Origin of the sequence: Streptomyces sp. ID05-26A (assembly GCF_033794685.1) — a bacterium.
Lineage (GTDB): Bacteria > Actinomycetota > Actinomycetes > Mycobacteriales > Pseudonocardiaceae > Lentzea.
The window spans coordinates 269,003-295,538 of the sequence record NZ_JARAYZ010000001.1 but is presented as its reverse complement, the minus strand read 5'-3'; the positions used below and the strand labels follow the sequence as shown (position 1 = coordinate 295,538).

19 protein-coding genes are annotated in these 26,536 nt (G+C 69.3%); 16 read left to right on the top strand and 3 right to left on the bottom strand.

The window, feature by feature from the left end:
- Positions 1–12: 12 nt before the first annotated feature.
- From PV646_RS01410 to PV646_RS01385, 6 genes are all read left to right on the top strand, one after another.
- Complete coding sequence (locus tag PV646_RS01410; protein WP_189158662.1) at positions 13–1,551, top strand: anthranilate synthase component I; 1,539 nt, start codon at positions 13–15, stop codon at positions 1,549–1,551.
- Positions 1,541–1,942 carry a Trp biosynthesis-associated membrane protein gene (locus tag PV646_RS01405; protein ID WP_500339616.1) on the top strand — a complete coding sequence of 134 codons (402 nt, stop codon included), beginning with the start codon at positions 1,541–1,543 and terminating at the stop codon, positions 1,940–1,942. The genes PV646_RS01410 and PV646_RS01405 overlap by 11 nt, the downstream gene beginning before the upstream one ends.
- 131 nt (positions 1,943–2,073) lie before the next feature.
- Positions 2,074–2,883, top strand: a complete 810-nt coding sequence (trpC, locus tag PV646_RS01400) for an indole-3-glycerol phosphate synthase TrpC (protein ID WP_500339615.1) — start codon at positions 2,074–2,076, stop codon at positions 2,881–2,883.
- Between the two features lie 35 nt (positions 2,884–2,918).
- The gene (gene trpB / locus PV646_RS01395) at positions 2,919–4,139 is read left to right on the top strand and encodes a tryptophan synthase subunit beta (protein WP_500339614.1); all 1,221 of its coding nucleotides are present in this window, start codon (positions 2,919–2,921) and stop codon (positions 4,137–4,139) included.
- Positions 4,139–4,927 carry a tryptophan synthase subunit alpha gene (trpA, locus tag PV646_RS01390; protein WP_500339613.1) on the top strand — a complete coding sequence of 263 codons (789 nt, stop codon included), beginning with the start codon at positions 4,139–4,141 and terminating at the stop codon, positions 4,925–4,927. Before trpB ends, trpA begins: the two co-directional genes overlap by 1 nt.
- A gap of 394 nt (positions 4,928–5,321) precedes the next feature.
- Positions 5,322–5,882, top strand: a complete 561-nt coding sequence (locus PV646_RS01385; RefSeq protein WP_500339612.1) for a Uma2 family endonuclease — start codon at positions 5,322–5,324, stop codon at positions 5,880–5,882.
- Here the strand turns inward: PV646_RS01385 and PV646_RS01380 are convergent.
- Complete coding sequence (locus tag PV646_RS01380; RefSeq protein ID WP_500339611.1) at positions 5,879–7,027, bottom strand: FAD-dependent monooxygenase; 1,149 nt, start codon at positions 7,025–7,027, stop codon at positions 5,879–5,881. The two genes, PV646_RS01385 and PV646_RS01380, sit on opposite strands and share 4 nt — an antisense overlap.
- Before the next feature lie 846 nt (positions 7,028–7,873).
- Here PV646_RS01380 and lgt point away from each other — a divergent pair.
- Genes lgt through PV646_RS01365 form a run of 3 tightly spaced genes read left to right on the top strand, consistent with a single transcriptional unit; the run spans position 7,874 to position 11,001 of the window.
- Positions 7,874–8,911, top strand: coding sequence for a prolipoprotein diacylglyceryl transferase (gene lgt, locus PV646_RS01375; RefSeq protein ID WP_500339610.1), 1,038 nt, complete (start codon positions 7,874–7,876; stop codon positions 8,909–8,911).
- Positions 8,912–8,921: 10 nt separating this feature from the next.
- Positions 8,922–9,578, top strand: a complete 657-nt coding sequence (locus tag PV646_RS01370) for a response regulator transcription factor (protein WP_500339609.1) — start codon at positions 8,922–8,924, stop codon at positions 9,576–9,578.
- A gap of 49 nt (positions 9,579–9,627) precedes the next feature.
- On the top strand, positions 9,628–11,001 hold the full coding sequence (locus PV646_RS01365; RefSeq protein WP_500339608.1) for a sensor histidine kinase: 1,374 nt from the start codon (positions 9,628–9,630) through the stop codon (positions 10,999–11,001).
- Here PV646_RS01365 and PV646_RS01360 read toward each other — a convergent pair.
- On the bottom strand, positions 10,970–11,869 hold the full coding sequence (locus PV646_RS01360; protein WP_500339607.1) for a TAXI family TRAP transporter solute-binding subunit: 900 nt from the start codon (positions 11,867–11,869) through the stop codon (positions 10,970–10,972). The two genes, PV646_RS01365 and PV646_RS01360, sit on opposite strands and share 32 nt — an antisense overlap.
- Before the next feature lie 110 nt (positions 11,870–11,979).
- Between PV646_RS01360 and dctA the strand changes: the two genes are divergently transcribed.
- The 7 genes from dctA (at position 11,980) to PV646_RS01325 (ending at position 23,615) form a co-directional block, all read left to right on the top strand.
- Positions 11,980–13,338, top strand: coding sequence for a C4-dicarboxylate transporter DctA (gene dctA, locus PV646_RS01355; protein WP_189158652.1), 1,359 nt, complete (start codon positions 11,980–11,982; stop codon positions 13,336–13,338).
- A 545-nt stretch (positions 13,339–13,883) separates the two neighbouring features.
- Positions 13,884–18,407, top strand: coding sequence for a glutamate synthase large subunit (gene gltB, locus PV646_RS01350; RefSeq protein WP_500339606.1), 4,524 nt, complete (start codon positions 13,884–13,886; stop codon positions 18,405–18,407).
- Entirely contained in the window at positions 18,400–19,905 is a 1,506-nt protein-coding gene (locus PV646_RS01345; protein WP_500339605.1) for a glutamate synthase subunit beta, read from the top strand. Before gltB ends, PV646_RS01345 begins: the two co-directional genes overlap by 8 nt.
- 475 nt (positions 19,906–20,380) lie before the next feature.
- Entirely contained in the window at positions 20,381–20,698 is a 318-nt protein-coding gene (locus PV646_RS01340; protein WP_500339604.1) for a hypothetical protein, read from the top strand.
- Between the two features lie 58 nt (positions 20,699–20,756).
- Positions 20,757–21,329 (top strand): carbonic anhydrase, encoded by a 573-nt coding sequence (locus PV646_RS01335; protein WP_500339603.1) that lies wholly within the window; start codon positions 20,757–20,759, stop codon positions 21,327–21,329.
- 13 nt (positions 21,330–21,342) lie between these two features.
- The gene (locus PV646_RS01330; protein ID WP_500339602.1) at positions 21,343–22,671 is read left to right on the top strand and encodes a SulP family inorganic anion transporter; all 1,329 of its coding nucleotides are present in this window, start codon (positions 21,343–21,345) and stop codon (positions 22,669–22,671) included.
- A gap of 131 nt (positions 22,672–22,802) precedes the next feature.
- Positions 22,803–23,615 (top strand): DNA/RNA non-specific endonuclease, encoded by an 813-nt coding sequence (locus tag PV646_RS01325; RefSeq protein WP_500339601.1) that lies wholly within the window; start codon positions 22,803–22,805, stop codon positions 23,613–23,615.
- On the opposite strand, the gene PV646_RS01320 is transcribed toward PV646_RS01325, so the two are convergent.
- Entirely contained in the window at positions 23,605–26,469 is a 2,865-nt protein-coding gene (locus PV646_RS01320) for an NACHT domain-containing protein (RefSeq protein WP_500339600.1), read from the bottom strand. The two genes, PV646_RS01325 and PV646_RS01320, sit on opposite strands and share 11 nt — an antisense overlap.
- Between the last annotated feature and the right edge of the window lie 67 nt (positions 26,470–26,536).

Here is a 26,536-nt window from a genome sequence, read left to right as displayed (position 1 = left end):
AACAATGACGGCATGGTGAGCGTCATCGGGGCTGTGGCCGCCGCTGGTCTGGGGGCCGTGAGTCCCACGCGTGAGGAGTTCCGCGAGCTGGCGGTCAACCGCCGGGTCATCCCGGTGGTCCGCAAGCTGCTCGCGGACGCGGAGACCCCGGTCGGCCTGTACCGCAAGCTCGGGGCCAACCAACCGGGCACGTTCCTCTTCGAGTCGGCGGAGAACGGCCGCTCCTGGTCGCGATGGTCGTTCATCGGCGTGCGGTCCACGGCGGCGCTCACGGCGACCGGCGGTGAGGCGTTCTGGACGGGCACGCGGCCCGTCGGCCTGCCTGACGGTGGTGACCCGCTGCAGGCCCTGCGCGAGACCATCGAGGTGCTGCGCACGGACCCGCTGCCCGGCATGCCCCCGCTGACCGGCGGCATGGTCGGGTACATCGGCTACGACGCGGTGCGGCGTCTGGAGCGGCTGCCCGTCATCGCCGAGGACGACCTCAAGATCCCCGAGCTGGTCATGCTGCTGGCGACCGACCTCGCCGCGCTGGACCACCACGAGGGCACCGTCACGCTCATCGCGAACGCGATCAACTGGGACGACTCGACCGAGCGGGTCGACGCCGCCTACGACGACGCGGTGCGCCGCCTCGACGAGATGACGACGGCGCTGCACACGCCCGCGCCTCCCACGGCCGCCGTGTTCTCGAGGCCCAAGCCCGAGTTCCGGCGCCGGCGCTCGCAGGCCGAGCACTTCGCGGCCGTCGAGAAGGCCAAGGAGGCAATCCGCGCGGGTGAGGCGTTCCAGGTCGTCGTGTCGCAGCGGTTCGAGATCGAGACGGACGCCGATGCGCTCGACATCTACCGGGTGCTGCGTGCGACGAACCCCAGCCCGTACATGTACCTGCTGCGCCTCGACGGGTTCGACATCGTCGGGTCCAGCCCGGAGTCGCTGGTCACGGTGCGCGACGGCAAGGCGACCACCCACCCCATCGCGGGCACCCGCTGGCGCAGCGAGGACCCCGAGGAGGACGCCCTGCTCGAGAAGGACCTCCTCGCGGACCACAAGGAACGTGCCGAGCACCTGATGCTCGTCGATCTCGGCCGCAACGACCTGGGTCGCGTCTGCAAGCCAGGCTCGGTGCACGTCGTCGACTTCTTCAAGGTCGAGCGGTACAGCCACGTCATGCACATCGTGTCGACCGTGACCGGTGAGCTGGCCGAGGGCAAGACGGCCTACGACGCGGTCGCGGCCTGCTTCCCGGCGGGCACCCTGTCCGGTGCGCCCAAGCCGCGCGCGATGGAGCTCATCGAGGAACTGGAGCCCACGCGCCGCGGCCTCTACGGCGGCGTCGTCGGCTATTTCGACTTCGCCGGGGACGCGGACACCGCCATCGCCATCCGCACCGCCCTGGTGCGCGAGGGGGTGGCGTACGTGCAGGCCGGTGGCGGCATCGTGGCCGACTCGGACCCGCTGGCCGAGGACAACGAGTGCCTCAACAAGGCGGGAGCGGTGCTGGCCGCGATCGCGACCGCGCAGACGATGGCGCCGGCAGTTGAAGGCTAGCTCGCCGCTGTGGATCGCCGCGCTCCTGCTCGTGGGCGCGGCGGGTGCCTTCTGGGGTGCCGGCTCGGTGCCGATCGCGTTGCTGTGCCTCGCCGCCGTCGCGGCGGCCGTGGCGCTCAGCGGGGTGGCGCGCCGGGTCCTCGGCGCGCTGCTGGTCGTCGTGGGCGTCGCGGGTGCGCTCTCTGGCCACTGGCTGGCGATCGCCGGCGGCGTGCTCGTGGTGGCCTCCGGCGTGCTCCAGGTAGCGCTCGGGGCTCGGATGCCGAAGATCGGGATGGGCGGGCAGAAGGCCCGCGCGCACGACCCCGAGACCGACATGTGGCGCGCGTTGGAGCGCGGAGATGATCCGACCGACGATAAGAGCCCCGGCGGGACGATCTCGAACGAGTGAAGATCATTATCCGCGTTCCTGCATGTGACACGTGCACAGCCTTGGTTAGCTGCGGGGACACATGAACCCCGGTGGCTGGGGCGTTACTCCGCCGGGGTTAGCATCCCCATAGCGGGAAGGGGAACAACACTGTGACGGTTCTCGAGTCGATCCTCGAAGGTGTGCGTGAGGATCTCGCCGCTCGCGAGGCCCAGTTGCCCTTCGACGTCGTGAAGGAGCGCGCGGCCAAGTCCGCGCCGCCGCTCGACGTGCTGTCGGTGCTGCGCGGGCCGAACGTGGGTGTCATCGCCGAGGTCAAGCGACGCAGCCCTTCGAAGGGCGCGCTGGCGGAGATCCCGGAGCCGGCCGAGCTCGCGTCCGCGTACGAGGCGGGCGGCGCGTCGGTGATCAGCGTGCTGACCGAGCAGCGCCGCTTCGGCGGGTCGCTGGCGGACTTCGACGCGGTGCGCCGGGCGGTGAAGATCCCGCTGCTGCGCAAGGACTTCATCGTGTCGCCGTACCAGGTGCACGAGGCCCGGATGCACGGCGCGGACCTGGTGCTGCTGATCGTGGCCGCGCTCGAGCAGAACGCGCTCGTGTCGCTGCTCGACCGGGTCGAGTCGCTGGGCATGACGGCGCTCGTCGAGGTGCACACGGCCGAGGAGGCCGACCGTGCGCTGGAGGCGGGTTCGTCGGTCATCGGCGTGAACGCGCGCAACCTCCACACGTTGGAGGTCGACAAAGACGTTTTCGGCAGGATCGCTCCGGGACTACCCTTCGAGACGATCAAGATCGCCGAGTCGGGCGTGACCGGGCCCGGCGACCTGATGTCGTACGCCGGCGCGGGTGCTGACGCGGTGCTCGTCGGCGAAAGCCTGGTGACCAGCGGAGACCCCAAGGCCGCCGTGAACAAGCTCGTGACCGCGGGCTCACACCCCGCGTGCCCCCGGCCCAGCCGGTAGGGCACGGTTGATCCAAGCGCTAGAGGAGCTACCCGATGGGCCAGTTCACGCCCACACCGCATGATCCCGACGCACGTGGCCATTTCGGTCCGTGGGGCGGCCGGTTCGTCCCGGAGGCCCTGATCGCCGCGGTGGACGAGCTGGCCGCCGAGTACGACAAGGCGCGGCTCGACCCGGAGTTCGTGAACGAGTTCAAGCGCCTCCTCCGCGACTTCGCGGGCCGCCCGTCCCTGCTGACCGAGGCCCCGAAGTTCGCGGAGCACGCCGGTACGCGGGTGTGGCTCAAGCGCGAGGACCTCAACCACACGGGTTCACACAAGATCAACAACGTTCTCGGCCAGGCGTTGCTGACCAAGCGCATGGGCAAGCAGCGCGTGATCGCGGAGACCGGCGCCGGCCAGCACGGCGTGGCGACGGCGACCGCGTGCGCGCTCCTCGGCCTCGACTGCGTCGTCTACATGGGCGAGGTCGACACCGAGCGCCAGGCGCTCAACGTCGCCCGCATGCGTCTGCTGGGCGCCGAGGTCATCCCGGTGAAGTCCGGGTCGCGCACCCTGAAGGACGCGATCAACGACGCGTTGCGCGACTGGGTCGCCAACGTCGACGAGACGCACTACCTGCTCGGCACGGCGGCCGGCCCGCACCCGTTCCCGCTGATGGTCCGCGACTTCCACCGGATCATCGGCATCGAGGCGCGCGAGCAGATCCTCGAGAAGGCCGGGCGCCTGCCCGACGCCGTCGTCGCCTGTGTCGGTGGCGGCTCGAACGCGATCGGCATCTTCCACGGCTTCATCGACGACGCGGACGTCCGCCTGGTCGGTGTCGAGCCCGGTGGCTCCGGCCTGGACAGCGGCAGCCACGGCGCGACGCTGACGGCCGGCACGCCCGGCTCGCTGCACGGCGCGATGTCGTACGTCATGCAGGACGACGACGGCCAGATCACCGAGGCGCACTCGATCTCCGCCGGTCTCGACTACCCCGGCGTGGGTCCCGAGCACTCGCACCTGAAGGACATCGGCCGCGCCGAGTACTTCCCGGTCACCGACGCCGAGGCCATGGAAGCGTTCGCCCTGCTCTCGCGCACCGAGGGCATCATCCCGGCGATCGAGTCCGCGCACGCGCTCGCGGGCGCGCTGAAGCTCGGACCGTCGCTCGGACCGGACGGACTCCTGGTCGTGAACCTCTCCGGCCGCGGTGACAAGGACATGGACACGGCCGTGACGTACTTCGGCCTCGCTGACGGGGGACAGGCCTGATGTCGTTGTCCGACGTGTTCGCTGCCGCGCGGGCCGAGTCCCGTGCCGCGCTGATCGGCTACCTGCCCGCGGGTTTCCCGACGATCGAGGGTTCCAAGGGCTACCTCCGTTCGATGGTCGAGTCCGGGTGTGACCTGGTCGAGGTCGGCCTGCCGTTCTCCGACCCGGTGATGGACGGCCCGACGATCCAGGCCGCCGCCGAGCAGGCGCTGTCCGCAGGCTTCCGCGTGCGTGACCTGTTCGACGTGGTGGCTGCTGTCTCCGACGCCGGTGGGCGTGCGGTCGTGATGACGTACTGGAACCCGGTGCTGCGCTACGGCGTGGACGCGTTCGCGCGTGACCTCGCCGCGGCCGGTGGGCTCGGCATCATCACGCCCGACCTCGTCCCGGACGAGGCCGAGGACTGGATGGCCGCGTCCGAGGCGCACGGCCTCGACCGGACCTTCCTGGTGGCGCCGTCGTCGACCGAAGAGCGCATCGCGATGACCGCGCGTGCCTCGTCCGGCTTCCTCTACGCCACCGCGGTCATGGGCGTCACGGGCGCCCGTGACGTCGTGTCGTCCGCCGCTCCCGCGCTCGTCGCGCGGGTTCGGGAGCACACCACGCTGCCGATCGGCGTCGGGCTGGGTGTGCGCTCCGGTGCGCAGGCCGCCGAGATCGCCGGGTTCGCGGACGGCGTGATCGTCGGGTCGGCGTTCGTGTCGGCCGCAGGCGAGAGCGACACCGCGGTGCGCGCGCTGGCCGCGGACCTCGCCAAGGGCGTGCGATCGGCTCCTGCGACGGTCTGAACCTCCTCTGCTCGGTGACACCGCTCGGCCTGCCGGCCGGGCGGTTTTGCTTTGTGGCGCTGGAGGAAGCCGCCTCTGCAGCGACGGCTCCACCTCATGGTTGTCGGGTGGCGCGGTTGGTTTGTGAAGGTCGAACACCGTGCTCGCCATCGAGTGGTTGTCGGGATGGCGGGTATGAAGTTGTGGAGAAGATTGCCTCCGTTCGGAGTCGTTGGCGTTACGCCAAGAGCATGACGCAGATTCGAACACCTGATCGAGTGAATCCGGGTCGGTTGGGGTCAAAACCCCCTTTGGCCGTCGGTCTGACCTGCGATCGTGGCTCTATGCACAAGCCAGCTATTCGCCCGGCGTGCCACACTGGTACTCGCCGGGCGGTTTTCGGAGGTGATGCCCAGTGGCAGCTCCAGCAGAGACGGCGCCGGACCAGTACCTGTTGCCGAGGCACGTGGGCCCTTGGTCGCTCGATGACGTCCTGTCGTTGCCCGAGGACAACAGCCAACGCATCGAACTCGTCGACGGGATGCTTCTCGTGAGCCCGCTCGGGTCGGTGCGGCACCAGGACGTCGTCTTCGACGCCGCAGCCGCACTTCGCGCCGCATGTCCGGCCTACTTCAAGACGACCATTGAGCTGAACGTGCTGCTCGCCACCGGACGTCTGGTGATTCCCGACTTCACGATCGTCAGGCCGAGGGAAGCGGGCGTCATGTTCCCCGCTTCCGATGTGGTGCTTGTCGGTGAGGTGTTCTCACCCAGCACACGGCTGAACGACGTGGGTCTGAAGCGCGGTCTCTACGCCAACGCGGGCATTCAGTACTACATGATGGTCGACCCTGAGCCTGGTGTCATCGAAGCCACGTTGCTGGAGCTTCAGGGCGACGAGTACGTCGAGGTCGCCACCAGCGAGGACGGCGTGCTGACGATCGAGCGACCTTTCCCGGTGACCATCAAGTTCTAGTTGTAGAGCCACTCCAGCCGTTCGTGGAGGTCGGCGACGCTCCACGAGGCGAACATCGCGTCGCGTGCCCGCGCCGCCTCCCCGGCCGAGTGGTAGACCTCCCGCCCCATCCACCGTGAAGCGTGGTGGACGCGCGCGGCCCGCTCCGAGCGGAGTGCCACGTACCGCGCGAAAGAGCCGGCCACGTCCCGGGAGTCGAAGACGGACGAGAGGCACACGGCGTCCTCCAACGCCTGGCAGGCGCCCTGCGCGGCGTACTGCAGCACAGGGTGGGCGGCGTCCCCGAGCAACACGACGCGGGAGTCCTGCCAGTTCGCGATCGGCTCGCGGTCGCACAGCACCCACGCACGCCATTCATGGGCGAGCTCCATGATCCGCCTCGCGTCCTCGCACAACGGCGTGAAGTGCTTCACCACCTCGGCGTGCTCGACGGGCTTACCGCTCATGGGGTCCGTGGCGCCGTTGTCCGTGGTGGCCACGAGGTTCACGAACCGTCCACCGGCGATCACGTACCAGACGACGTGGTAGCGCGGCCCGGCCCAGAGCGTGACGACGTTCTCCTTCAACGACCGCGGCACGTCCTGCGACGGAATGACCGCGCGAAAGGTCGTGTGCCCGGACACCTGCGGATCCCCGTCGCCCACGAGTTGCCGCCGCACCGCCGACCGCAACCCGTCGGCGCCGACCAACGCCTCGCCGCGCACGAACTCGCCCGACCGCAGCACCGCGGTGACCCCGTCGGTGTCCTGCGTGTAGGCCTCGACGCCGCTGTTCACGCGGAGGTCGATCCGTGCGTCCTTCTGACAGGCATCGAGCAACGGCGCGAGCACGTCGTTGCGATGCACCACCGCGTAGGTGCCGAACCGCTCCCGGAAGCCGGCGTCGACCGGTAACCCGGCGATCAACCGCCCGGACACCCCACACCGCAACCGCAACTCGTCCACGTGCACGGCCCGAGTACGCACAGCAGGCCCCACGCCGAGCGAGTCGAGCATGCGGAACCCGTTGGGCCCGACCTGGATGCCGGCGCCGATCTCCGCGAACTCCGACGCGGCCTCCAGCACCGTGACCCGCACCCCGGCCCGCGCGAGCCCGAGCGCCGCAGCCAGTCCGCCGATGCCACCGCCGACCACCAGGACCGTCATGTCCGACCTTTCGCGAGTCCGCCCAGACCGGGTCCGAGTATCTCGGGTCGGCGATCACGAACCGCCGGGCGCCCGCGCAGGAGTCGGCAGGCTCGGCGATCGAGTTCGGTGGCGGGGGTGAGGGATGGCCTCCGCCGGGCTCGGGTGCGTTCGATCCGGGGGGCATCGCGCCCCGAACCTCCCGAACCGAGGGCAACCGTCGGCTGAACGAGGCTGCCCACCCCGGTCTCCGTCGGCCGAACGCCGAGGCCCCAACCCGGTCGCTGTCATCCGAACGAGAAGGCCCCACCGCGGTCTCCTGTCGACCGAACGACGACGCCCACCCCGGTCTCTTTCAACTGGACACCGAGGCCCCACTCTGCGGTCGCCGTCATCGAACGACGACGCTCACCCCGGGTTTCCTTCAGCCGAACGCTGAGGCCCCATCCCGCGGTCTCCGTCATCGAAAGCGGCCGCCCACGCCGGTCCTTTTCAACCGAACGCCGAGGCACCACTCTGTGGTTTCCGTCATCGAACGACGACGCCCACGCCGGTTTCCTCAACCGAACGCCGAGACCTCACCCTGCGGTCTCCGTCATCGAACGCCGAGGGCCTACCCCTGGTCTCCGTCGTCCGAACGACGAGGCCGCCCGCCGCGTCGCCGTCGTCCGACGGACGGACCACAAGCGCGCGATCCGGCGTCCTGAGAATGCGTGCTCAACGCGCCTATGCGCAGCCACCACACACACGCGCCTGGCCGGGTACCCCCAATTTCCATTCTAGTGATCGGCACCGACAGGGTTCGGGCTCGGTAACGATCGAGCGTCCCCACGAGGCGCTCACAAGGCGACCGGTACGGTGGGCGCCGTGTTGGACGCCCTTCTGGCCACGATCCCGAGTCCCGACCAAGGTGTGTGGCACCTCGGTCCGCTCCCCATCAGGGCCTATGCGCTGTGCATCATCGCCGGCATCATCGTCGCCATCTGGTGGGGTGAACGTCGCTGGATCGCTCGCGGCGGTATCAAGGGCGAGGTCACCGACATCGCCGTGTGGGCCGTTCCGTTCGGTCTCGTCGGCGGTCGGCTGTACCACGTCATCACCGACAACCAGAAGTACTTCGGGCCGGGCAAGAACCCGCTCGCGGCGCTGGAGATCTGGAACGGTGGCCTCGGCATCTGGGGTGCGATCGCGCTCGGTGCCGTTGGTGCGTGGATCGGTTGTCGGCGCCGCGGGATTCCGCTGCCCGCGATGGCCGACGCGCTCGCGCCCGGCATCGTCGTGGCGCAGGCCATCGGGCGGCTCGGCAACTACTTCAACCAGGAGCTCTACGGTGGCGACACGACGCTGCCGTGGGGGCTGGAGATCTACCGCCGTGTCACGCCCGAGGGGCGTGAGGACGCGCTGGCCGGTGTCGCCATCGACCACACGCCGATCCAGGTCGTGCACCCGACGTTCCTCTACGAGCTGCTGTGGAACCTCGGTGTCGCGCTGCTGATCGTGTGGGCGGACCGGAAGTTCCGGCTCGGCCACGGGCGGGTGTTCGCGCTGTACGTCGCGGGCTACACGGCCGGTCGGTTCTGGATCGAGCTCATGCGCACCGACGAGGCGACGCTGATCTTCGGCACGCGCGTGAACGTGTTCGTGTCGGCGCTGGTGTTCTTCGGCGCGGTCGCGTACTTCGTCATCGCCAGGTCTCGCGGTGAACGGGAGGACGTCGCCGCCTTGCGACCGGCTGCGGGGCCCACCGAAGCCGAAGCGGACGAAGCCGCCGAGTACAAGAGCGCTGAGGACAAGAGCGCTGAGGACAAGAGCGCCGAGGACAAGAGCGTCGTCGAGGAGACCGTGGACGACGCCGTCGAGAAGGACAAGAAGGACTCCCCGGCGGAGTCCGTCAAACCGGAGTGAACCTGTGCGCGTGCTCGTCGTCGAGGATGACGACCGGGTGGCCCGAGGCCTGCTGACCGCACTGCGGCACGCGGGCTACGAGGTGCATCGGGTGGCCACGGCCGCCGACGCGCTGCGTGCCGCACCCGCTGACGTGGTGTTGCTCGACCTCGGTCTGCCCGACGGTGACGGCCTGGACGTGCTGCGCGAGTTGCGGCACCGTCCGGGCACCGCCGTCATCACGGTGACGGCGCGCGGTGAGGAACGCGAACGCGTGCTCGGCCTGCGCGCGGGGGCCGACGACTACGTGGTGAAGCCGTTCGGCACGTCCGAGCTCCTCGCCCGGATCGAGGCCGTTCTCCGGAGGACGCGCACGCACCGCGCGGAACCCGAGGCCGAGGGGCCGCTCCAGATCGGTCCACTGCGGATCATCGCCTCGACGCGCGCCGCCACTTTGGACGGTGAGCCGCTGTCGTTGACCCGCAAGGAGTTCGACCTGCTCGCTCTCCTCGCGGCCCGCAAGGGTGAGGTGGTGAGCCGCGACTTCATCGTGGACCAGGTGTGGCAGGCGCACTGGGAGGCGCCGTCGCGGACGCTGGACACGCACATCGCGGCGCTCAGGAACAAGCTCGGCGGCCACGTCAAGATCGAGACGGTCAGGGGAGTCGGCTACCGGCTCGCCACGTGACGAGCGTCCGGAAGACAATCCGCAGCCAGTTGCGGAACAATCGTCACCGATGCTCCGCCGACTGCTCGTCATCACCGTTCCGCTGCTCGTCGCCCTGGTCGCGGCGCTCGGCATCCCTCTCGCGTCCGCGGTCGTGCAGCGCGAGACGCAGACGACGTACCTCGACCGCCTCGGTGACGCGAGCCGGTTCGCGAGTCTCGGCGAGAGCGCGTTGCAGTCGGACCGGCTGGAAGCCCTCAGCCAGGAGATCCAGCGCTACGACAACCTCTACGACATCCCCGTCGCGCTCGTCAGCGCCGACAAGCGGATCCTGCTCGCGTCCCGGCAGGGGTTCGACCCGAGCAACGACCCCGAGGTCACGAAGGCCCTGAACACGGCGCTGAACGGTGGCGTGCGGCCCGAGCCCGAGTACACGGGCTGGCCGTGGCGCACCGGGCCGATGGTCGTCGTCGAACCGGTGGGGCGGGACAGCGAGGTCGTGGCCGCGGTCGTCACCATCTCGCAGACGCGCGGCCTGCGGCACGAGGTGCTGCGGCAGTGGGGCCTGATGGCACTGGCCGGGCTCGCGCCGATGCTGGCCGTGGTCGCGGCCGCGTGGCCGATGTCGCGGTGGGTGCTCAGGCCGGTCGGCCGGCTCGACGAAGCGACCGCCGCCGTCGCCGCGGGCAACCTCGACGTCCGGGCGGACGAGGTCGGCGGTCCTCAGGAGCTCCGAAGGCTCGCGCGCAGTTTCAACACCATGGTCGACGTCGTCGGCAAAGCCCTGAACAGGCAGAAGGCGTTCGTCGCGGACGCGTCGCACCAGCTGCGGAACCCGCTGGCGAGTCTGCGGCTGGCCGTGGACAACCTGGAACCGCACGTCGAGGGCGAGCTCGCGAGGGAAGCGCACCAGATCGCGGTCGAGGAGGCCGAGGAGATGGGGCGCGTGCTCGACACCCTGCTCGCCGCGACCCGGCTCGACAGCGCGCGGCAGACCGAGCCCGTCGAGATCGACCAGCTGCTCGCGACGCACCGGGCGGCCTGGCAGGCGCTCGCCACCAAGTCCGGTGTCACGCTGAAGGTCGACGTGCCGGCGGGCCTGACGATGCAGGAACCGCCCGGTGGCCTCGGCAGCGTGCTCGACGAGCTCGTCAGCAACGCCATCCGGCTCGCCAACGCCACCGAGGTCGCGATCACCGGCAAGGACGGCGAGCTGCACGTCGTCGACAACGGCGACGGCCTGAGCCCCGAGGAACGCGAGCTCGCGCTGCAACGGTTCTGGCGCGCCACCAAGCACCAGAACATCGCGGGCACCGGCATGGGACTCGCGATCTGCGCCGAGCTGATCGAGTCGGCCGGCGGCACTCTCACCCTGCACGACGCCGAGCCCGGCCTGGACGTGAAGGTCGCCCTCAGCGCTTCACGGAACGGAACCAGCGCATAGCGCCGTCGTGCAGCGGCACGAGGCCGGTCGCGATACCGGTGCGAACGTTGATGCGCGACGCCTCCGGGTGCCCCTCCACGATCCGGGCGGTCTCGGTGAACACTGTGCGCGTGACGACCTCCACGACGTCCGCGCTCAGCGACTCGCGCGCCAGCAGCAGGTTCGGCACCGCGAACGTCTGGTTCGCCGGCACGTCCTCGTAGGTGGTGCTGGGGATCGTCGCCGGGATGTACGGGCCCTTGTACTTCTCGGCGAGCCTGATCGCCTCGTCCGGGATGTTGACCAGCCGCACGTTGCCCTGCAGGTCGGTGATCGCGGGCGTCGGGATGCCGGTCAGCGCCAGCATCGCGTCCAGCGAGCCCTCCGCGACCCGGCGGGACGCCTCGGCGTGCGCCATGCGTTCGTCCTTTGCGGACAGACCGAAGAACTCCAGCATCCGCTCGGCGGTGAACTCCGTGCCTGAACCGATGGGCCCCAAGGAGATCCGCTTGCCCCTGAGATCACCGAAGGTGTGGATCGGGGACGCCGCCGGGACCGCGATCTGCATGAAGCTGTCGTAGAGCCGGCCGACCGCGCGGACGCTCTGCGGGTCGTCGATGGGGTCCAAAGAGGACAGCGCGAGCTGGGCTTCACCCGACCGCAGCAGCTGGAGGTTCTCAACCGATGCAGCCGTGGGGATCGCGGTGACCTTGGTGCCGGGCAGTTGTTCGGCCAGCGCGGCCGCCAGCGCCCCTCCCACCTCGCGGAACACGGCGCCTTCCGGACCGGTCGCGAGCACCAGCTCAGCGGGGGCCTCGACCCTGCGCGGGGTGCATCCCGCGAGAGCCAGACCGGCCCCTACCAGAAGCGTGCGACGGCTGAGCGACACCAGCGAAGCCTAGCTGTTACGTCAGGGCTGTCTGAAGTTTCCTCACGCCGGGTTGTCGGGCCAGGTGGCGCGGCTCACTCTCTCCCCAACGCGTAGTTCAAGGAGGAACAGTGGCCACCACGACCACAGGGCGCAAACCGATCTACAAGCACCTCTACTTCTGGGTGCTCGTCTCCATCGTTCTGGGCGCTGCCGTCGGCTTCCTGTTCCCCAAACAGGCGTCCGAGATGAAGTGGCTCGCCGACCTGTTCGTGAACCTCGTGAAGGTCGTCATCGCGCCGACCATCTTCGCGACGATCATCGTCGGCATCGCGGGCCTCGGGAACCTCGCCAAGGCGGGCGGCCTCGCACTCCGCACGATCCTCTACTTCACCGCGATGACCACGGTGGCGCTCGCCATCGGCCTCATCGTCGTGAACCTCGTCCAGCCGGGTCACCACGGCGGCGACATCACGCTCAACGCGAGCCAGGCCGACGCGACGCTGAAGTCCGCGTCGACCGCGGAGACCGGTGTCACCGGCTTCATCCTGAGCCTGGTGCCGAAATCGTTCGTCAGCGCCTTCACCGACGGTCAGCTCATCCAGGTGCTCGTGGTCGCCATCCTCGTGGCCGTCGCGGTCGCCGGCATGGGTGAGCGCGGTGCCAAGGTCGTCTCCGCCATGGAGACGCTGTCGAAGGTCATGTTCGGCATCATCAAGATCGTCATGTACGTCGCCCCGATCGGCGCCTTCGGCGGTATCGCCTACACCGTCGGCAAGTTCGGCGGCAGCGTCCTGGGCAAGCTGCTCTGGCTGATGGGCTCCTTCTACGCCACGTGCATCCTGTTCGTGATCGTGGTGCTCGGCCTCGTGGCGAAGTTCGCGGGCTTCAGCCTCTTCAAGTTCCTGCGCTACATCAAGGACGAGATCCTGATCGTGCTCGGCACCTCGTCGTCCGAGTCGGTGCTGCCGCGCATGATGGTCAAGCTGGAGGCGGCGGGCGCGCAGAAGTCGGTCGTCGGCCTCACCATCCCGACCGGGTACTCGTTCAACCTCGACGGCACCTGCATCTACCTGACCATGGGCGCGATCTTCATCGCCCAGGCCACGGGCCACGACGTGTCGATCGGCGTCCAGATCGGCCTGCTGCTGTTCATGCTGATCGCGTCGAAGGGCGCGGCGGGCGTCACCGGCGCCGGCCTCGTCACCCTGGCCGCCTCGCTGCAGGCCTTCGAGGCCCACTCGGCCATCCCCGCGGTCGGCATCGCGCTGATCGTCGGCATCGACCGCTTCATGTCCGAGGCCCGCGCCATCACCAACGTGATCGGCAACGGTGTCGGGTCGCTCGTGGTCGCCGCCTGGCAGAAGGGCCTCGACAAGGAGCGCCTGACGCACGTCCTCAACAACCCGGACAGCGTCGACGTCGACGACCTGCTGGCCAAGGCGACCGGCGAGAACGACGACAAGAAGGAGCCCGTCGCGGCTCACTGAGAACGTCCGTGGCCGGAGGCGGCTCTTCCCCACCTCCGGCCACGAGACCTCAGACCTCCATGTATGCCGAGGTCCCGCTCTCCCCGCATGCGGCGTGGGGTGAACGGGGCCTCGGTCTCGTTTGGTGGGGAACAACCGGTGATCTGCCCGAATGGACGGTGCGGCGCGCGACCGGTTCCGGCGAGGTGAGCGTCCGCTAACTGGGACGGCAGGCGGTTGATCAGCCAAAACGTATGCCTACCCAGCTCAACCAGTGGCAAACCGGGAATGTCGCGCAACTCTCATCGGACTGGCCGGAGTTGAACGTTCGGTTACGCTTACCCGGCTGTAACGAACGCCGATGTTGGACGCAATGTCGTTCCGCAGCCGGGAATCGTTACACATCCATGACCTAGATCACCCATTGGCGGGTGTCCCTGGGTTTCGCGGCTGTTAAAGTCGCGTCAACACGCGGGCCATCGTCGTCCCGTGCTCCCACCTGTTGGTTCGAGGTCTGAGCACGAGGACTTTGTTCTTTAGCGAGGACGACGAAGGAGGTCTGCGAAGTGATCTTCTCCGCCATCCCCGGCCCCCAGGGTCTATACGACCCGGCTGATGAGCGCGACGCGTGCGGCGTCGCCATGGTGGCCGACATCCAGGGTAGGCGCTCCCACGGCATCGTCGTCGATGCCCTGACAGCGCTCGCGAACCTGGAGCACCGGGGCGCCGCGGGCGCCGAGCCCACGTCGGGCGACGGTGCTGGCATTCTTCTGCAGCTGCCGGACGAGTTCCTGCGTGCTGTCGTGGAGTTCGACCTGCCCGAGCGCGGGCAGTACGCGGCGGGAATCGCGTTCCTGCCGTTTGAAGCCGAAGAACGCGCCACCGCGATGCAGGAGATCGAGCGCATCGCGGAGCAGGAGGGCCTCGTCGTCCTCGGCTGGCGCGACGTCCCGACCGACCCGGAGTCCGCCGACGTCGGCCCGACCGCGATGTCGGTGGCGCCGCACTTCGCGCAGCTCTTCGTGCAGGGCACCCGCGAGGAGTCCGGGATCGCCCTGGACCGCCTGGCCTTCTGCCTGCGCAAGAGGGTCGAGCACGAGGGCAGCGTCTACTTCCCGTCGCTGTCGGCGCGCACGATCGTCTACAAGGGAATGCTGACGACCGCGCAGCTGCCGGCGTTCTTCCCCGACCTGCACGACGAGCGCCTCTACACGGCGATCGCGTTGGTGCACAGTCGTTTCTCCACGAACACCTTCCCCTCGTGGCCGCTCGCGCACCCGTTCCGGTTCGTCGCGCACAACGGTGAGATCAACACCGTCCGCGGCAACCGCAACCGCATGCGCGCCCGCGAGGCGTTGCTGGACAGCGAACTCATCCCGGGCGACCTCGCCCGGCTGTTCCCGATCTGCAACCCGGACGGCTCGGACTCGGCGTCGTTCGACGAGGTGCTGGAACTGCTGCACCTCGGTGGCCGCAGCCTTCCGCACGCGGTGCTGATGATGATCCCGGAGGCGTGGGAGAACCACGCCACGATGGACCCGAAGCGCCGCGCGTTCTACCAGTTCCACGCGTCCCTGATGGAGCCGTGGGACGGCCCGGCCTGCGTCACGTTCACCGACGGCACGCTCGTCGGCGCGGTCCTCGACCGCAACGGCCTCAGGCCTGCCCGCTGGTGGCAGACCGCCGACGGCCGTGTCGTGCTGGCATCCGAGACCGGTGTGCTCGACGTGCCGTCCGACCAGGTCGTCGCGAAGGGCCGCCTGCAGCCCGGCCGCATGTTCCTGGTGGACACCGAGCAGGGCCGCATCGTCGACGACGAGGAGTTCAAGTCGGGGCTCGCCTCGGAGTCGCCCTACGACGAGTGGCTGCACGCCGGCCTGCTCGACCTGGCCGACCTGTCGGATCGCGAGCACGTGGTGCAGAGCCACGAGTCCGTCGTGCGCCGCCAGCTCACCTTCGGCTACACCGAGGAGGAGCTGCGGATCCTGCTCACGCCCATGTCGATCATGGGCATGGAGCCGCTGGCGTCGATGGGCACGGACACCCCGGTCGCGGCGCTCAGCCAGCGTTCGCGGCTGCTCTACGACTACTTCGTGCAGAACTTCGCCCAGGTCACGAACCCGCCGCTGGACGCGATCCGCGAAGAGATCGTCACGTCCGTCAAGCGCGTGATGGGTCCCGAGCAGAACCTGCTCGACCCCGGCCCGGTGTCGTGCCGCCACGTGACGCTCGACTACCCGGTCATCGACAACGACGAGCTCGCCAAGCTCATCCACATCAACGACGACGGCGACCTGCCGGGCTTCGCCTGCACCGTCCTGTCCGGACTGTACGAGGTGGACGGCGGCGGCGAGGCGCTGACGGCCGCGATCGAGCGCGTGCGTCGCGAGGCGTCGGAGGCCATCGCGAACGGCGCTCGCACGCTGGTGCTGTCCGACCGCGACTCGGACCACCGCATGGCGCCGATCCCGTCGCTGCTGCTGGTCTCCTCGGTGCACCACCACCTGGTGCGCACCAAGGAACGCCTGCGCGTCGCGCTCGTCGTCGAGTCCGGTGACTGCCGCGAGGTCCACCACGTCGCCGCCCTGCTGAGCTACGGCGCCGCCGCGGTCAACCCGTACCTCGCGTTCGAGACGATCGAGGACCTGATCAACCAGGGCGCGATCTCCGGTGTGCGGGCGCACAAGGCGGTCCGCAACTACGTCAAGGCGCTGGTCAAGGGCGTCCTGAAGATCATGTCGAAGATGGGCATCTCGACCGTCGGCGCCTACACCGCGGCGCAGATCTTCGAGGCCGTCGGCCTGTCCAACGACCTGCTGGACGAGTACTTCACCGGCACGCAGTCCAAGCTCGGCGGCGCCGGCCTGGACGTGCTGGCCGAGGAGGTCGCGCTGCGCCACCGCCGCGCGTACCCGGACAACCCGACCGACCGCGCGCACCGAAGGCTCGAGGTCGGCGGTGAGTACACGTACCGCCGCGAGGGTGAGCTGCACCTGTTCACGCCGGAGACGGTGTTCCTGCTGCAGCACGCCACGAAGACGCGCAAGGAAGAGGTCTTCCGCCAGTACACGGCGGAGGTCGAGCGCATCTCGCGGCAGGGCGGCACGTTGCGCGGGCTCTTCAAGTTCCGCAACGAGGGCCGCACGCCCATCCCGATCGACGAGGTCGAGCCCGTCAGCTCGATCGTCAAGCGCTTCAACACCGGCGCCATGTCCTACGGCTCGATCTCGGCCGAGGCGCACGAAACCCTTGCCATCGCGATGAACCGCCTCGGCGGCCGGTCGAACAGCGGTGAGGGCGGCGAGGACCGCGAGCGCCTGTACGACCCGGAGCGCCGCTCGGCGGTCAAGCAGGTCGCGAGTGGACGGTTCGGCGTCACGAGCGAGTACCTCGTGAACTCCACGGACATCCAGATCAAGATGGCGCAGGGTGCCAAGCCCGGCGAGGGCGGTCAGCTGCCCGGCTTCAAGGTCTACCCGTGGGTCGCGCGCACCCGGCACTCCACGCCGGGCGTCGGTCTCATCTCGCCGCCGCCGCACCACGACATCTACTCGATCGAGGACCTGGCGCAACTCATCCACGATCTGAAGAACGCGAACGAGCAGGCGCGGGTTCACGTGAAGCTCGTCTCGTCCATCGGCGTCGGCACCGTCGCCGCCGGTGTGGCGAAGGCGCACGCGGACGTCGTGCTGATCTCGGGCTACGACGGCGGCACCGGCGCCTCGCCGATGAACTCGTTGAAGCACGCGGGAACGCCGTGGGAGATCGGCCTCGCCGAGACCCAGCAGACGTTGCTGCTCAACGGTTTGCGCGACCGCATCACCGTGCAGGTCGACGGCGCGATGCGCACCGGCCGTGACGTGGTGGTCGCCGCGCTGCTCGGCGCCGAGGAGTTCGGCTTCGCCACGGCACCGCTGATCGTCGCGGGCTGCGTGATGATGCGCGTCTGCCACCTGGACACGTGCCCGGTCGGCGTCGCCACGCAGAACCCCGACCTGCGCGCCCGCTACACCGGTCAGGCCGACCACGTCGTGAACTTCTTCGAGTTCATCGCGCAGGAGGCCCGCGAGATCCTGGCCGAGCTCGGTTTCCGCACGATCGACGAGGCCGTCGGCCACGCGGAGCTGCTCGACAAGGACGACGCGATCGAGCACTGGAAGATCGCGGGCCTGAACCTGGACCCCGTGTTCGAGGTGCCGGAGACCCCGTACCCGACGGCGAAGCGCAAGATCCGCGACCAGGACCACGGCCTCGACAAGGCCCTGGACCGCACGCTGATCCAGCTCGCCGAGGCGGCGCTGGAGGACGCGCACAAGGTCACCCTCGAACTGCCGGTCCGCAACGTCAACCGCACGGTCGGCACGCTGCTCGGCGCCGAGGTCACCCGCCGTTTCGGCGGCGAGGGCCTCGAGGACGACACGATCCACGTGAAGCTGACCGGTTCGGCCGGTCAGTCGCTCGGCGCGTTCCTGCCGCGCGGCATCACGCTGGAGATGGTCGGCGACGCGAACGACTACGTCGGCAAGGGCCTGTCCGGCGGGCGGATCATCGTCCGGCCGCACGACGACGCGCCGTTCCGCGCCGAGCAGCAGGTGATCGCGGGCAACGTGATCGGCTACGGCGCGACCTCCGGTGAGGTCTTCCTGCGCGGCCGGGTCGGCGAACGCTTCTGCGTCCGCAACTCCGGAGCGCTGCTGGTGGCCGAGGGCGTGGGCGACCACGCGTTCGAGTACATGACCGGTGGCCGGGCAGTGGTGCTCGGGCCGACCGGGCGCAACGTCGCGGCCGGCATGTCCGGCGGCATCGCGTACGTGCTGGACCTGGATCCCCTGTCGGTGAACCAGGAGATGGTGAATCTGCAGCGCCTCAGCGCCGAGGACCTGCGTTGGCTCAAGGACGCGGTCACCAAGCACCACGACGCGACCGGTTCCGCCGTCGCCGCGTCGCTGCTCGGTGACTGGACCCGTCGGGCCGGTGCGTTCACGAAGGTCATGCCCGGCGACTACCAGCGCGTTCTCGAGGCCATGCGCCTCGCCCGCGCCGAGGGCCGGGACGTTGACGCGGCTGTCATGGAGGCGTCTCGTGGCTGATCCACAGGGTTTTATGAAGCACACCCGCTCCGACGCGCCGAAGCGTCCGAAGCCGGAACGCTTGCAGGACTGGAACGAGGTCTACCTCCACGAGGAGCCGGCCGAACGCAACGCCGCCGTGCGCACGCAGGCGACGCGGTGCATGGACTGCGGCATTCCCTTCTGCCACAGCGGAACGGCGGGCTGTCCACTCGGGAACCTCATCCCCGAGTGGAACGACCTGGTGCGCCGCGGCGACTGGGAGCTGGCCTCGGATCGCCTGCACGCCACCAACAACTTCCCGGAGTTCACGGGCCGGTTGTGCCCGGCGCCGTGTGAGGCCGCCTGCGTGCTGTCGATCTCGAACGACGCCGGTGGTGCCGTCGCGATCAAGCGGGTCGAGGAGACCATCGCGGACATGTCCTGGGAGAACGGCTACGTGCGGCCGTCCCAGGCGACGGTGTCCTCGGGCAAGCGCGTCGCGGTCGTCGGTTCCGGTCCCGCCGGACTCGCCGCCGCGCAGCAGCTGACCCGCGCGGGCCACGAGGTCGTCGTCTACGAACGCGACGACCGTCTCGGGGGGCTGCTGCGGTACGGCATCCCCGAGTTCAAGATGGAGAAGAAGGTCCTCGACCGCAGGCTGTCGCAGCTGCGCAAGGAGGGCACGAAGTTCGTCACCGGTTGCGAGGTCGGCGTCGACATCACCGTCGAGCAGCTGCGGGCCGAGTTCGACTCGGTCGTGCTCGCCGTGGGCGCGCTGCGCGGCCGTGACGACAAGACGACCCCGGGACGTGAGCTCGAGGGCGTGCACCTCGCGATGGACCACCTGGTCCCCGCGAACCGCGCGGTCGAGGGTGACGGACCGTCGTCGTTCTCCGCCGAGGGCAAGCACGTCATCGTCATCGGTGGCGGCGACACGGGCGCCGACTGCTACGGCACCGCGACCCGCGAGGGCGCGCTGTCCGTGACGCAGCTCGACCAGTACCCGATGCCGCCGTCGGTGCGCGACGACGACCGCTCGCCGTGGCCGGTGTGGCCGCACATCCTGCGCACGTACCCCGCACACGAGGAGGCGGGCGAACGCCGCTTCACCGTGGCGGTCAAGCGTTTCGTGGGTGACGAGGCCGGCCACGTGCGGTTCATCGAACTGCAGCAGGTGCGCGTCGAGAGGGACTCGTCCGGCCGTCGCTCGGTCGTGCCGCTGTCCGACGAGGTCGAGGTCCTGCCCGCGGACATGGTGCTGCTGGCGATCGGCTTCGAGGGCGTCGAGCACATGCGGCTCCTGGACGACCTCGGCATCTCGCTGACGCAGCGCGGCACGATCTCGTGCGGCTCCGACTGGCAGACGACCGCGCCCGGCGTGTTCGTCTGCGGGGACGCCCACCGCGGCGCTTCCCTGGTGGTGTGGGCGATTGCGGAGGGGCGGTCCGTGGCGAACGCCGTGGACAAGTTCCTCACGGGTTCCTCGAACCTGCCTTCGCCCGTCATCCCGAACCAGCTTCCGCTCGCTGTGGTCTGACAACGGCGTTCGACCTGCGGAGAGCAACATGAACGCCCCGCGCGACAACGGAGTCGCGCGGGGCGTTCGCCTTTTCCCGGTCTTCGCACCGCGTCCCGCACTTCTCGAGTTCAATCCTGTCCACCGGGTGAACTTCCGGGAAAATATGTCGCGCGCCGAGTAGCCTCTGGCGGATTGGTGTCGCGATCGCCACATTCCACATGGTGCGACAGCGAAGCGCTTCGCCACCGGAGTCTCATTTGGTCTTTGGTGACGGTATGTATTGTCGGCCAATGGATCGCCGGTCCGGCGCACTCTTTCGGCATAGTCGAACCGCCCGATGATCACTCTGCGCATACCTGTCTTTCCGTGATAACAGAAACCCTTTCGGGTGAAACTGCTGTGTGATGCGGGCGAAGTCAGTCTCGTTTATCGCGAAGGTTGTCCACTTCGGGCGAAACTGATAGCTGTAGATCAATCGGTCGGGGGTGTGAGCATGCGCAGCGTTCTTCTTGCTGTCGTCGTCGCCCTGTGCGCTGTGCTCGCCCCGGCCGTGTCGACCCCGTCGATCGGCGCGCCGCCGCCGAAGTCGAAGACCTCGGTCCCCAAGGAGGAAGCGCCCCGCGAGGAGCGCGAGACGAGCCGCCTGCGCCTGCTGGTCGCGTCCGTCGACCGCACGACCAGGGTGACCGGTCCGTCCTTCGTCACGCTGTTCCTGCCGCGTGCCGTTCCCGGTGTTCTCGTTCTCGTGTCCAGCACCGAACCGATGGTGGTCTGGCGAACACCTCCTGCGTTGCAGGTGTTCCGCAACTGATCGGTCCTCTCTCCCCGATCGAAACCGAACACCTTTTCTCCAGCAGTGAGGGATTCCCATGGACTTCCATCGCTTTGTTCAGCATGCCCGCGCACACGCCGCATCGCGTTCCAGCGCACTCGGCCGCAAGCTCGCCGCGGGGCAGCAACCCACCACGATGTTCATCACGTGCGCCGATTCGCGCATCGTGACGGCCGCGATCACGGGCGCCGAGCCCGGTTCGTTGTTCGAACTCCGCACCGCGGGCAACGTGATCCCGCCCTATTCGCTCACGGCGCCGTCCAGTGAGATGGCCACGATCGAGTTCGCCGTGCTGCAACTCGGCGTCAGCGAGATCGTCGTCTGCGGCCACTCGCACTGCGGTGCGGTCGGCGCGTTGAACGGCGGCGGCATCGACCACCTGCCCGCCATGCGCGGCTGGCTGCGTCCCGGGCAACCGCGCCAGGCGTCCGGGCCCGCGATGCGCCCGGAAGGACAGGAGCACGTGCGCGCCCAGCTGGAGATCCTGCTGGCGTACCCGTTCGTGGCCGAGAAGGTCGCCTCGGGTTCGTTGCGCGTCCACGGCTGGTTCTACGACATCGAGACCGGCGAGGTCTCCGCGTGTGCCGAGCACGCCTTCCTTCCGCTGTAGGGGTTCCGACGTGATGAAGAAGTACTGGACCGACCTCGGCGCGTCGGTCGTCGTGTTCCTCGTGGCGCTGCCGCTGTGCGTGGGTGTGGCGGTGGCGTCCGGGGTGCCGGCCGAACTCGGCATCGTGACCGGCGTGGTCGGCGGCATCGTCGTCGGCCTGCTGCCGGGCAGCACGATGCAGGTGAGCGGACCGGCCGCCGGGCTGACGGTGCTGGTGGCGGACGCCGTCGGCAAGCACGGGATTCAGGCGCTGGGCGTGATCGTGCTCGGCGCGGGTCTTTTGCAGGTGGCACTGGGCTTAGCGAGGTGCGGGCGGTGGTTCCGCGCGATCTCGCCGGCCGTGGTGCAGGGCATGCTCGCGGGCATCGGCCTCGTGCTGATCTTCGGTCAGCTCAAGCACCTGCTGGTCTCGCCGATCGCCTTGGCGCTCGGCCTGCTCACCGTGCTGATCATGCTGCTCTGGCAGCGCACGCCGATGCGCGTGGTCCCCGGCATCCTCGTCGGCGTGGTCGTCTGCACCGCGCTCGCGGCGTTGTTCGCGTCCTCGGTCGACCGCATCACGGTCGGCACGTTGTCGACAGACGTGCACCTGCCCGACTTCTCGTTGCTGAACACCGGGATCATCGGAACCGCGGTGGTGTTCGCCCTCGTCGCCTCCGCGGAGTCGATGTTCAGCGCTGCCGCCGTGGACCGCATGCACTCCGGCCCGCGCACGCAGTACAACAAGGAACTGGTCGCGCAGGGCGTGGGCAACACGATCTGCGGTCTGCTCGGCGCGTTGCCGATGACGGCGGTGATCGTGCGCAGCGCGGCCAACGTGTCCGCCGGGGCCCGGACGAAGGCGTCCAGGGTGCTGCACGGTGTGTGGCTGCTGCTGTTCGTGGTGTTGCTGCCGGGACTGCTGACGCTCATCCCGGTCGCCGTGCTCGCGGCGGTCCTGGTGCACGCCGGGTGGAAGCTGCTGGGCCTGCGCGAGGTCGTCGCGTCGTGGCGCACCGACAAGGCCGAGAGCTTCGTCTTCGTCCTGACCGCCGGTCTCATCGTGGCGACCGACCTCCTGACCGGCACCGTGGCCGGGCTGCTGGCCGCGGTCGTCAAGACGGCCTGGGACGTGTCGAGGCTGCAGGTCACGGTGACGCCGGAGGGGGTCGCGCTGCGCGGCAACGCGACCTTCCTGCGGCTGCCCGTGCTGCTGGACGAACTCGACCGCGTGGACCGCGAGCACGTCCGGATGGACCTGAGCGGGGTCCGGCACCTCGACCAGGCCTGCGGGCAGGCGATCGACCAGTGGGTGGACGAGTCGCGCAAGGCTGGCAAGACCGTCGACCTCGTCGGCCGATAGGGGAGGGCGCCGCGACCGAGGGGTCGCGGCGCCTTCCGTCCAGTTCGTGAACATTGGGCTGTTCGGGTGTACGCGGCTAACGGCCCGCTGGAAGATGTCGACCCTGCAGGTGAACCAGTAGGGGGCGACACATGACCAGTGCGGGATTCGACTCGAAGTTCCTCGGCACCGCTGCCGGGATCCCCGTCCTGACCGAGTCCGGAGCGGCCGACGCGGTCGAGCTCGACGGCTCGGCCACGATCGACTACACGCACTTCTCGCTCGCGATGAGCAAGTCGCGCAAGTTCGCGAGCTGGGTCGCGTGGAACATCGACGGCGGTGAGATGAAGGCGCTGAGCCGCACCGGCATCCCGTTCGTCAAGGACAAGCGCATCCCGGCCGAGTTCCAGACCGGTGACGAGCTCTACCGCGACAACCGGCTCGACCGCGGCCACCTCGCCCGGCGCGCCGACCTGTGCTGGGGCCCGAAGGCCGAGGCGCAGAAGGCGAACAGGGACTCGTTCTTCTTCACGAACATCACGCCGCAGATGGACGACTTCAACCAGAGCACCAAGGAAGGGCTCTGGGGCCGGCTCGAGGACGCGGTGCTCGCGGACGTCGACGTCGACAACCTCAAGGTCAGCGTCTACGGCGGCCCGGTCTTCAACGCCGACGACAGGGTGTTCCGGGGCGTCGCGCTTCCGCGCGAGTTCTACAAGGCGATCGCGTTCGTGGTGAACGGCGTACTGCGCTGCAGCGCGTTCCTGCTCACCCAGAACATCGTCCTGGCCGAGGCCCTCGACCTGGACGAGTTCCGGGTGTTCCAGGTGTCGCTGACCGAGATCGAGAAGCGGGTGAGCTTCACCTTCCCGGCGGAGCTGCACGCCGCCGACACGGCGTCGGTGCAGCTGCTCGACGAGGCCGAGCGCAAGCCGCTCGACAGCCTCGACGACATCAACTGGTGATCGTCACGCCGGGCAGTGCCTGACGCAGTTCTTCCAGCCGGGACAACGACTCCGGCTGATGCACGACGAGGTGTCCGAGGCTCGGCAGCGCGCGCAGGTCGTCCGCCGCGGGCACCCCGAACACCTCCAGCGTCGTGATGGTCGGCCACCGCTCCAGCCCCGCCAGCGGGTAGGGCGGGCGGTGGTCGATCGCGAGCGCGCGGAGACCGGGCAACGACGGCAGCGCGCCGAGCCCCTCGTCGGTCGCCGAGTCGCGAAGCTGCAGCCGCCGGAGCGTGCCGCCCTCCAGAGAGGCCAGGTCGACCCGGCTGAAGTGCAGGTGCAGCTCGTCCAGGTCCTTCACCGGCGTGAGGTCGATCCGCCCGAGCGGACGGCACCGGCTCAGGTGCAGCTCCTTCAGCGACCGCGACGGGGCCAGCGGCGAGAGGTCGCGCAGCACCTCGTTCTGCCACAGCTCCAGCCGGTGCAGCGACGGCATGGCGCCCAACGGGTCCAGCGGGTTGATGTTGCCGATGCACCGCACGTACCGGAGCTTCTCCAGGTGCATGATGAACTGGATCCGGTGCCAGCCGCGGACGTCCACCCGCCGGTCGCCGAAGTCCACCTTGGACAACACGGATCTGGCGTACTTCTCCGCGTCCGGCGTGTTCCGCCACGCCCGCAGCAACTCGTCGATGACCATCGTGTGGTCCACGGCCACGAACTCCGCGATCCGCTCCCACGCGCCCTCACCGCCGATGTTGGCCAGCGTCCGCACGATGTACGCGGCTTCCCCGGAGGCCTCCGGGCCGGGCAGCAGGTCCACCACGAACGACCCCGCCTCGGACAGCGCGTCGGCGTGCGCGAAGCTCTTCGGAGGGATCAACGACGCGGCCGCCGCCGTCACCTGGGCCCGCGCGGTCTCCGGTTCGATCACGTCGGCCTGGTCCAGGCACGCCAGCGCGAGCAGTCGCAGCTTGTCCCGTCCGCGCTCGTCCTTGCGGGTGTCGTCGTTGCCCGCCAGCAGGTCCATCAGCACTCGGGCCCGTTCCCGCGGACGGGCGTGCGCGACCGCCATCACCACGACGTCGTGCCACTCGTCCAGATGTGCCCTGTCCACCAACAGGTTCAGGTCACCCGCGTCCACGACCTCCTTGGCCGCCAGGTAGTCCCGGAACGTCCGGTGCACGAACTGAACGCGTTCGTTGCTGACCTCCCGCAGCAGCCCGGCCCGTTCGAGCAACCGCTGCATCGCCTCGCCGGGGTCGATGTCGTGCGACCGCAGCCCGCGCATCGCGTTCCCGAGCCGGTGCACGGCCTCCTCCCGCGGCACCATGAGCTCCCGGTTGCGCACCAGCGAGTACGCGAACCGTTGCAGCAGAACGAGTTGCTCCTCCTTGGAGAACGACGGCAGCGCGAGTCCCCGGTCCTCGTCCCACCGCACCAGCAGCAGGTCCAGCGCTGCCTCGTACAACGAGCGCCGATCGCGTGGCAGGTGCATGTTCCGGTCCTGGTGCAACGCGCACAACAGCCCCGCCAGCAACGGACTCGACGCCAGCCGCCGCAGGTCCGGCCGTTTCGCGAGCGTCGCCACCAGCCGCGCCTCGCACTCGGTGAGCCACACCCGTGCGTCCCGCGTCAGCCCTGGCTCGTCGCGCGCCGCGGTGTGCCAGGCCTCCACGAAGTCACGCACGCCCTTGTCGCTCAACGGCAACAGGTCGAACGCGGCGAAGTCCAGGTCCTCCAGCCAGTCCTCCGGCACCGCCGCCGGCCGGGTCGTGATCGCGTACCGGGCGTCCGGGTAGGCGCTGACCAGCTTCTCCAGCCACAGCCGGGCCTCGGCCCGCCTCTCCCACACCAGCTCGTCCACACCGTCGACGAGCACCAGCGCGCGTCCCTCCCGCAGTCGCGCGGTGACCCACCCGGCCGGTTTCTCCTCCTCGATCATCGACGCGGTCGGCGAGATGAACTCCTCGGGCTTCGGCAGCGTCGAGTACTGGCGCAACGGCACGAAGAACGGCACCAGCCCGAGCCACTCGTCGCCCGAGGCCCGCGTCTCGCCCAGCGCGTTCATCGCGAGCCAGCGCAGGAACGTCGTCTTGCCCGCGCCCGCACCACCCCTGATCAGAACACGATGCGTGTCCGCGAGTGCCGCCGCCACCGGCAGCCCGGCGCCGGTCAGCTCGTCGGTGTCCCCGACCCGTGCCACCGCCAGCGAGACGTACGAGGTGTCGAACGACTGCCGCCGAGGCGCCCGCCCGCGTGAGACGCCGAACAGCTCCAGCCCGCCCAGCGCCTGCGCCACCTGCTCGGCGTAGCGGTCCTCGAAGTCCCGGTGTGACGCCGTCAGCTCCAGTTGCCGCTGGTCCGCCAGCCGCGTCAGGGCGTCCGCGGTAGCCCGGCCCATCCGGTACATCTCCACCGCGAGCCGCCGCGCGTACTCCGGCTGCGACCACACCAGCTCGACGATCGCGACGCACACCCGCAGCAGCAACGCCTCGTAGACCGCCGTCGCCTGGTCGGACAGCCCCGCCGCCCGCCGGATCGCCACCGACCTGGACAGCACGTGGGCCCGCAACGACTCGGGCGTCAGCATGATCCGCAGCGCCTCGTCCGGACGCAACGGCAGCGCGGCCTCGATGGACTCGCGCACCGCGTCCACGGCGGCCTGCCACTCGTGTTCCTCGACGGTGCTCAGCTCGCCGCGCGCGAGCTCGGCGCTGACCCGTTCCACCAGCGGACCCGGTCTGGTCAGCTCACGCCGGCGCTTCTTGTCCCTGGCACCCTTGTGCACGACGTCGAAGAGACCGAGGAGCACGCGCTCCAGCACGGTCTCCAGCACCATCAGCAGTCCGGCGGAAAACGGATCGGCCACGCTCCCAGTATCAGCGCGTGATCACGGGCCGCCGGGGGACTTCACCAGCTGTTCATCCCGGCCGCGT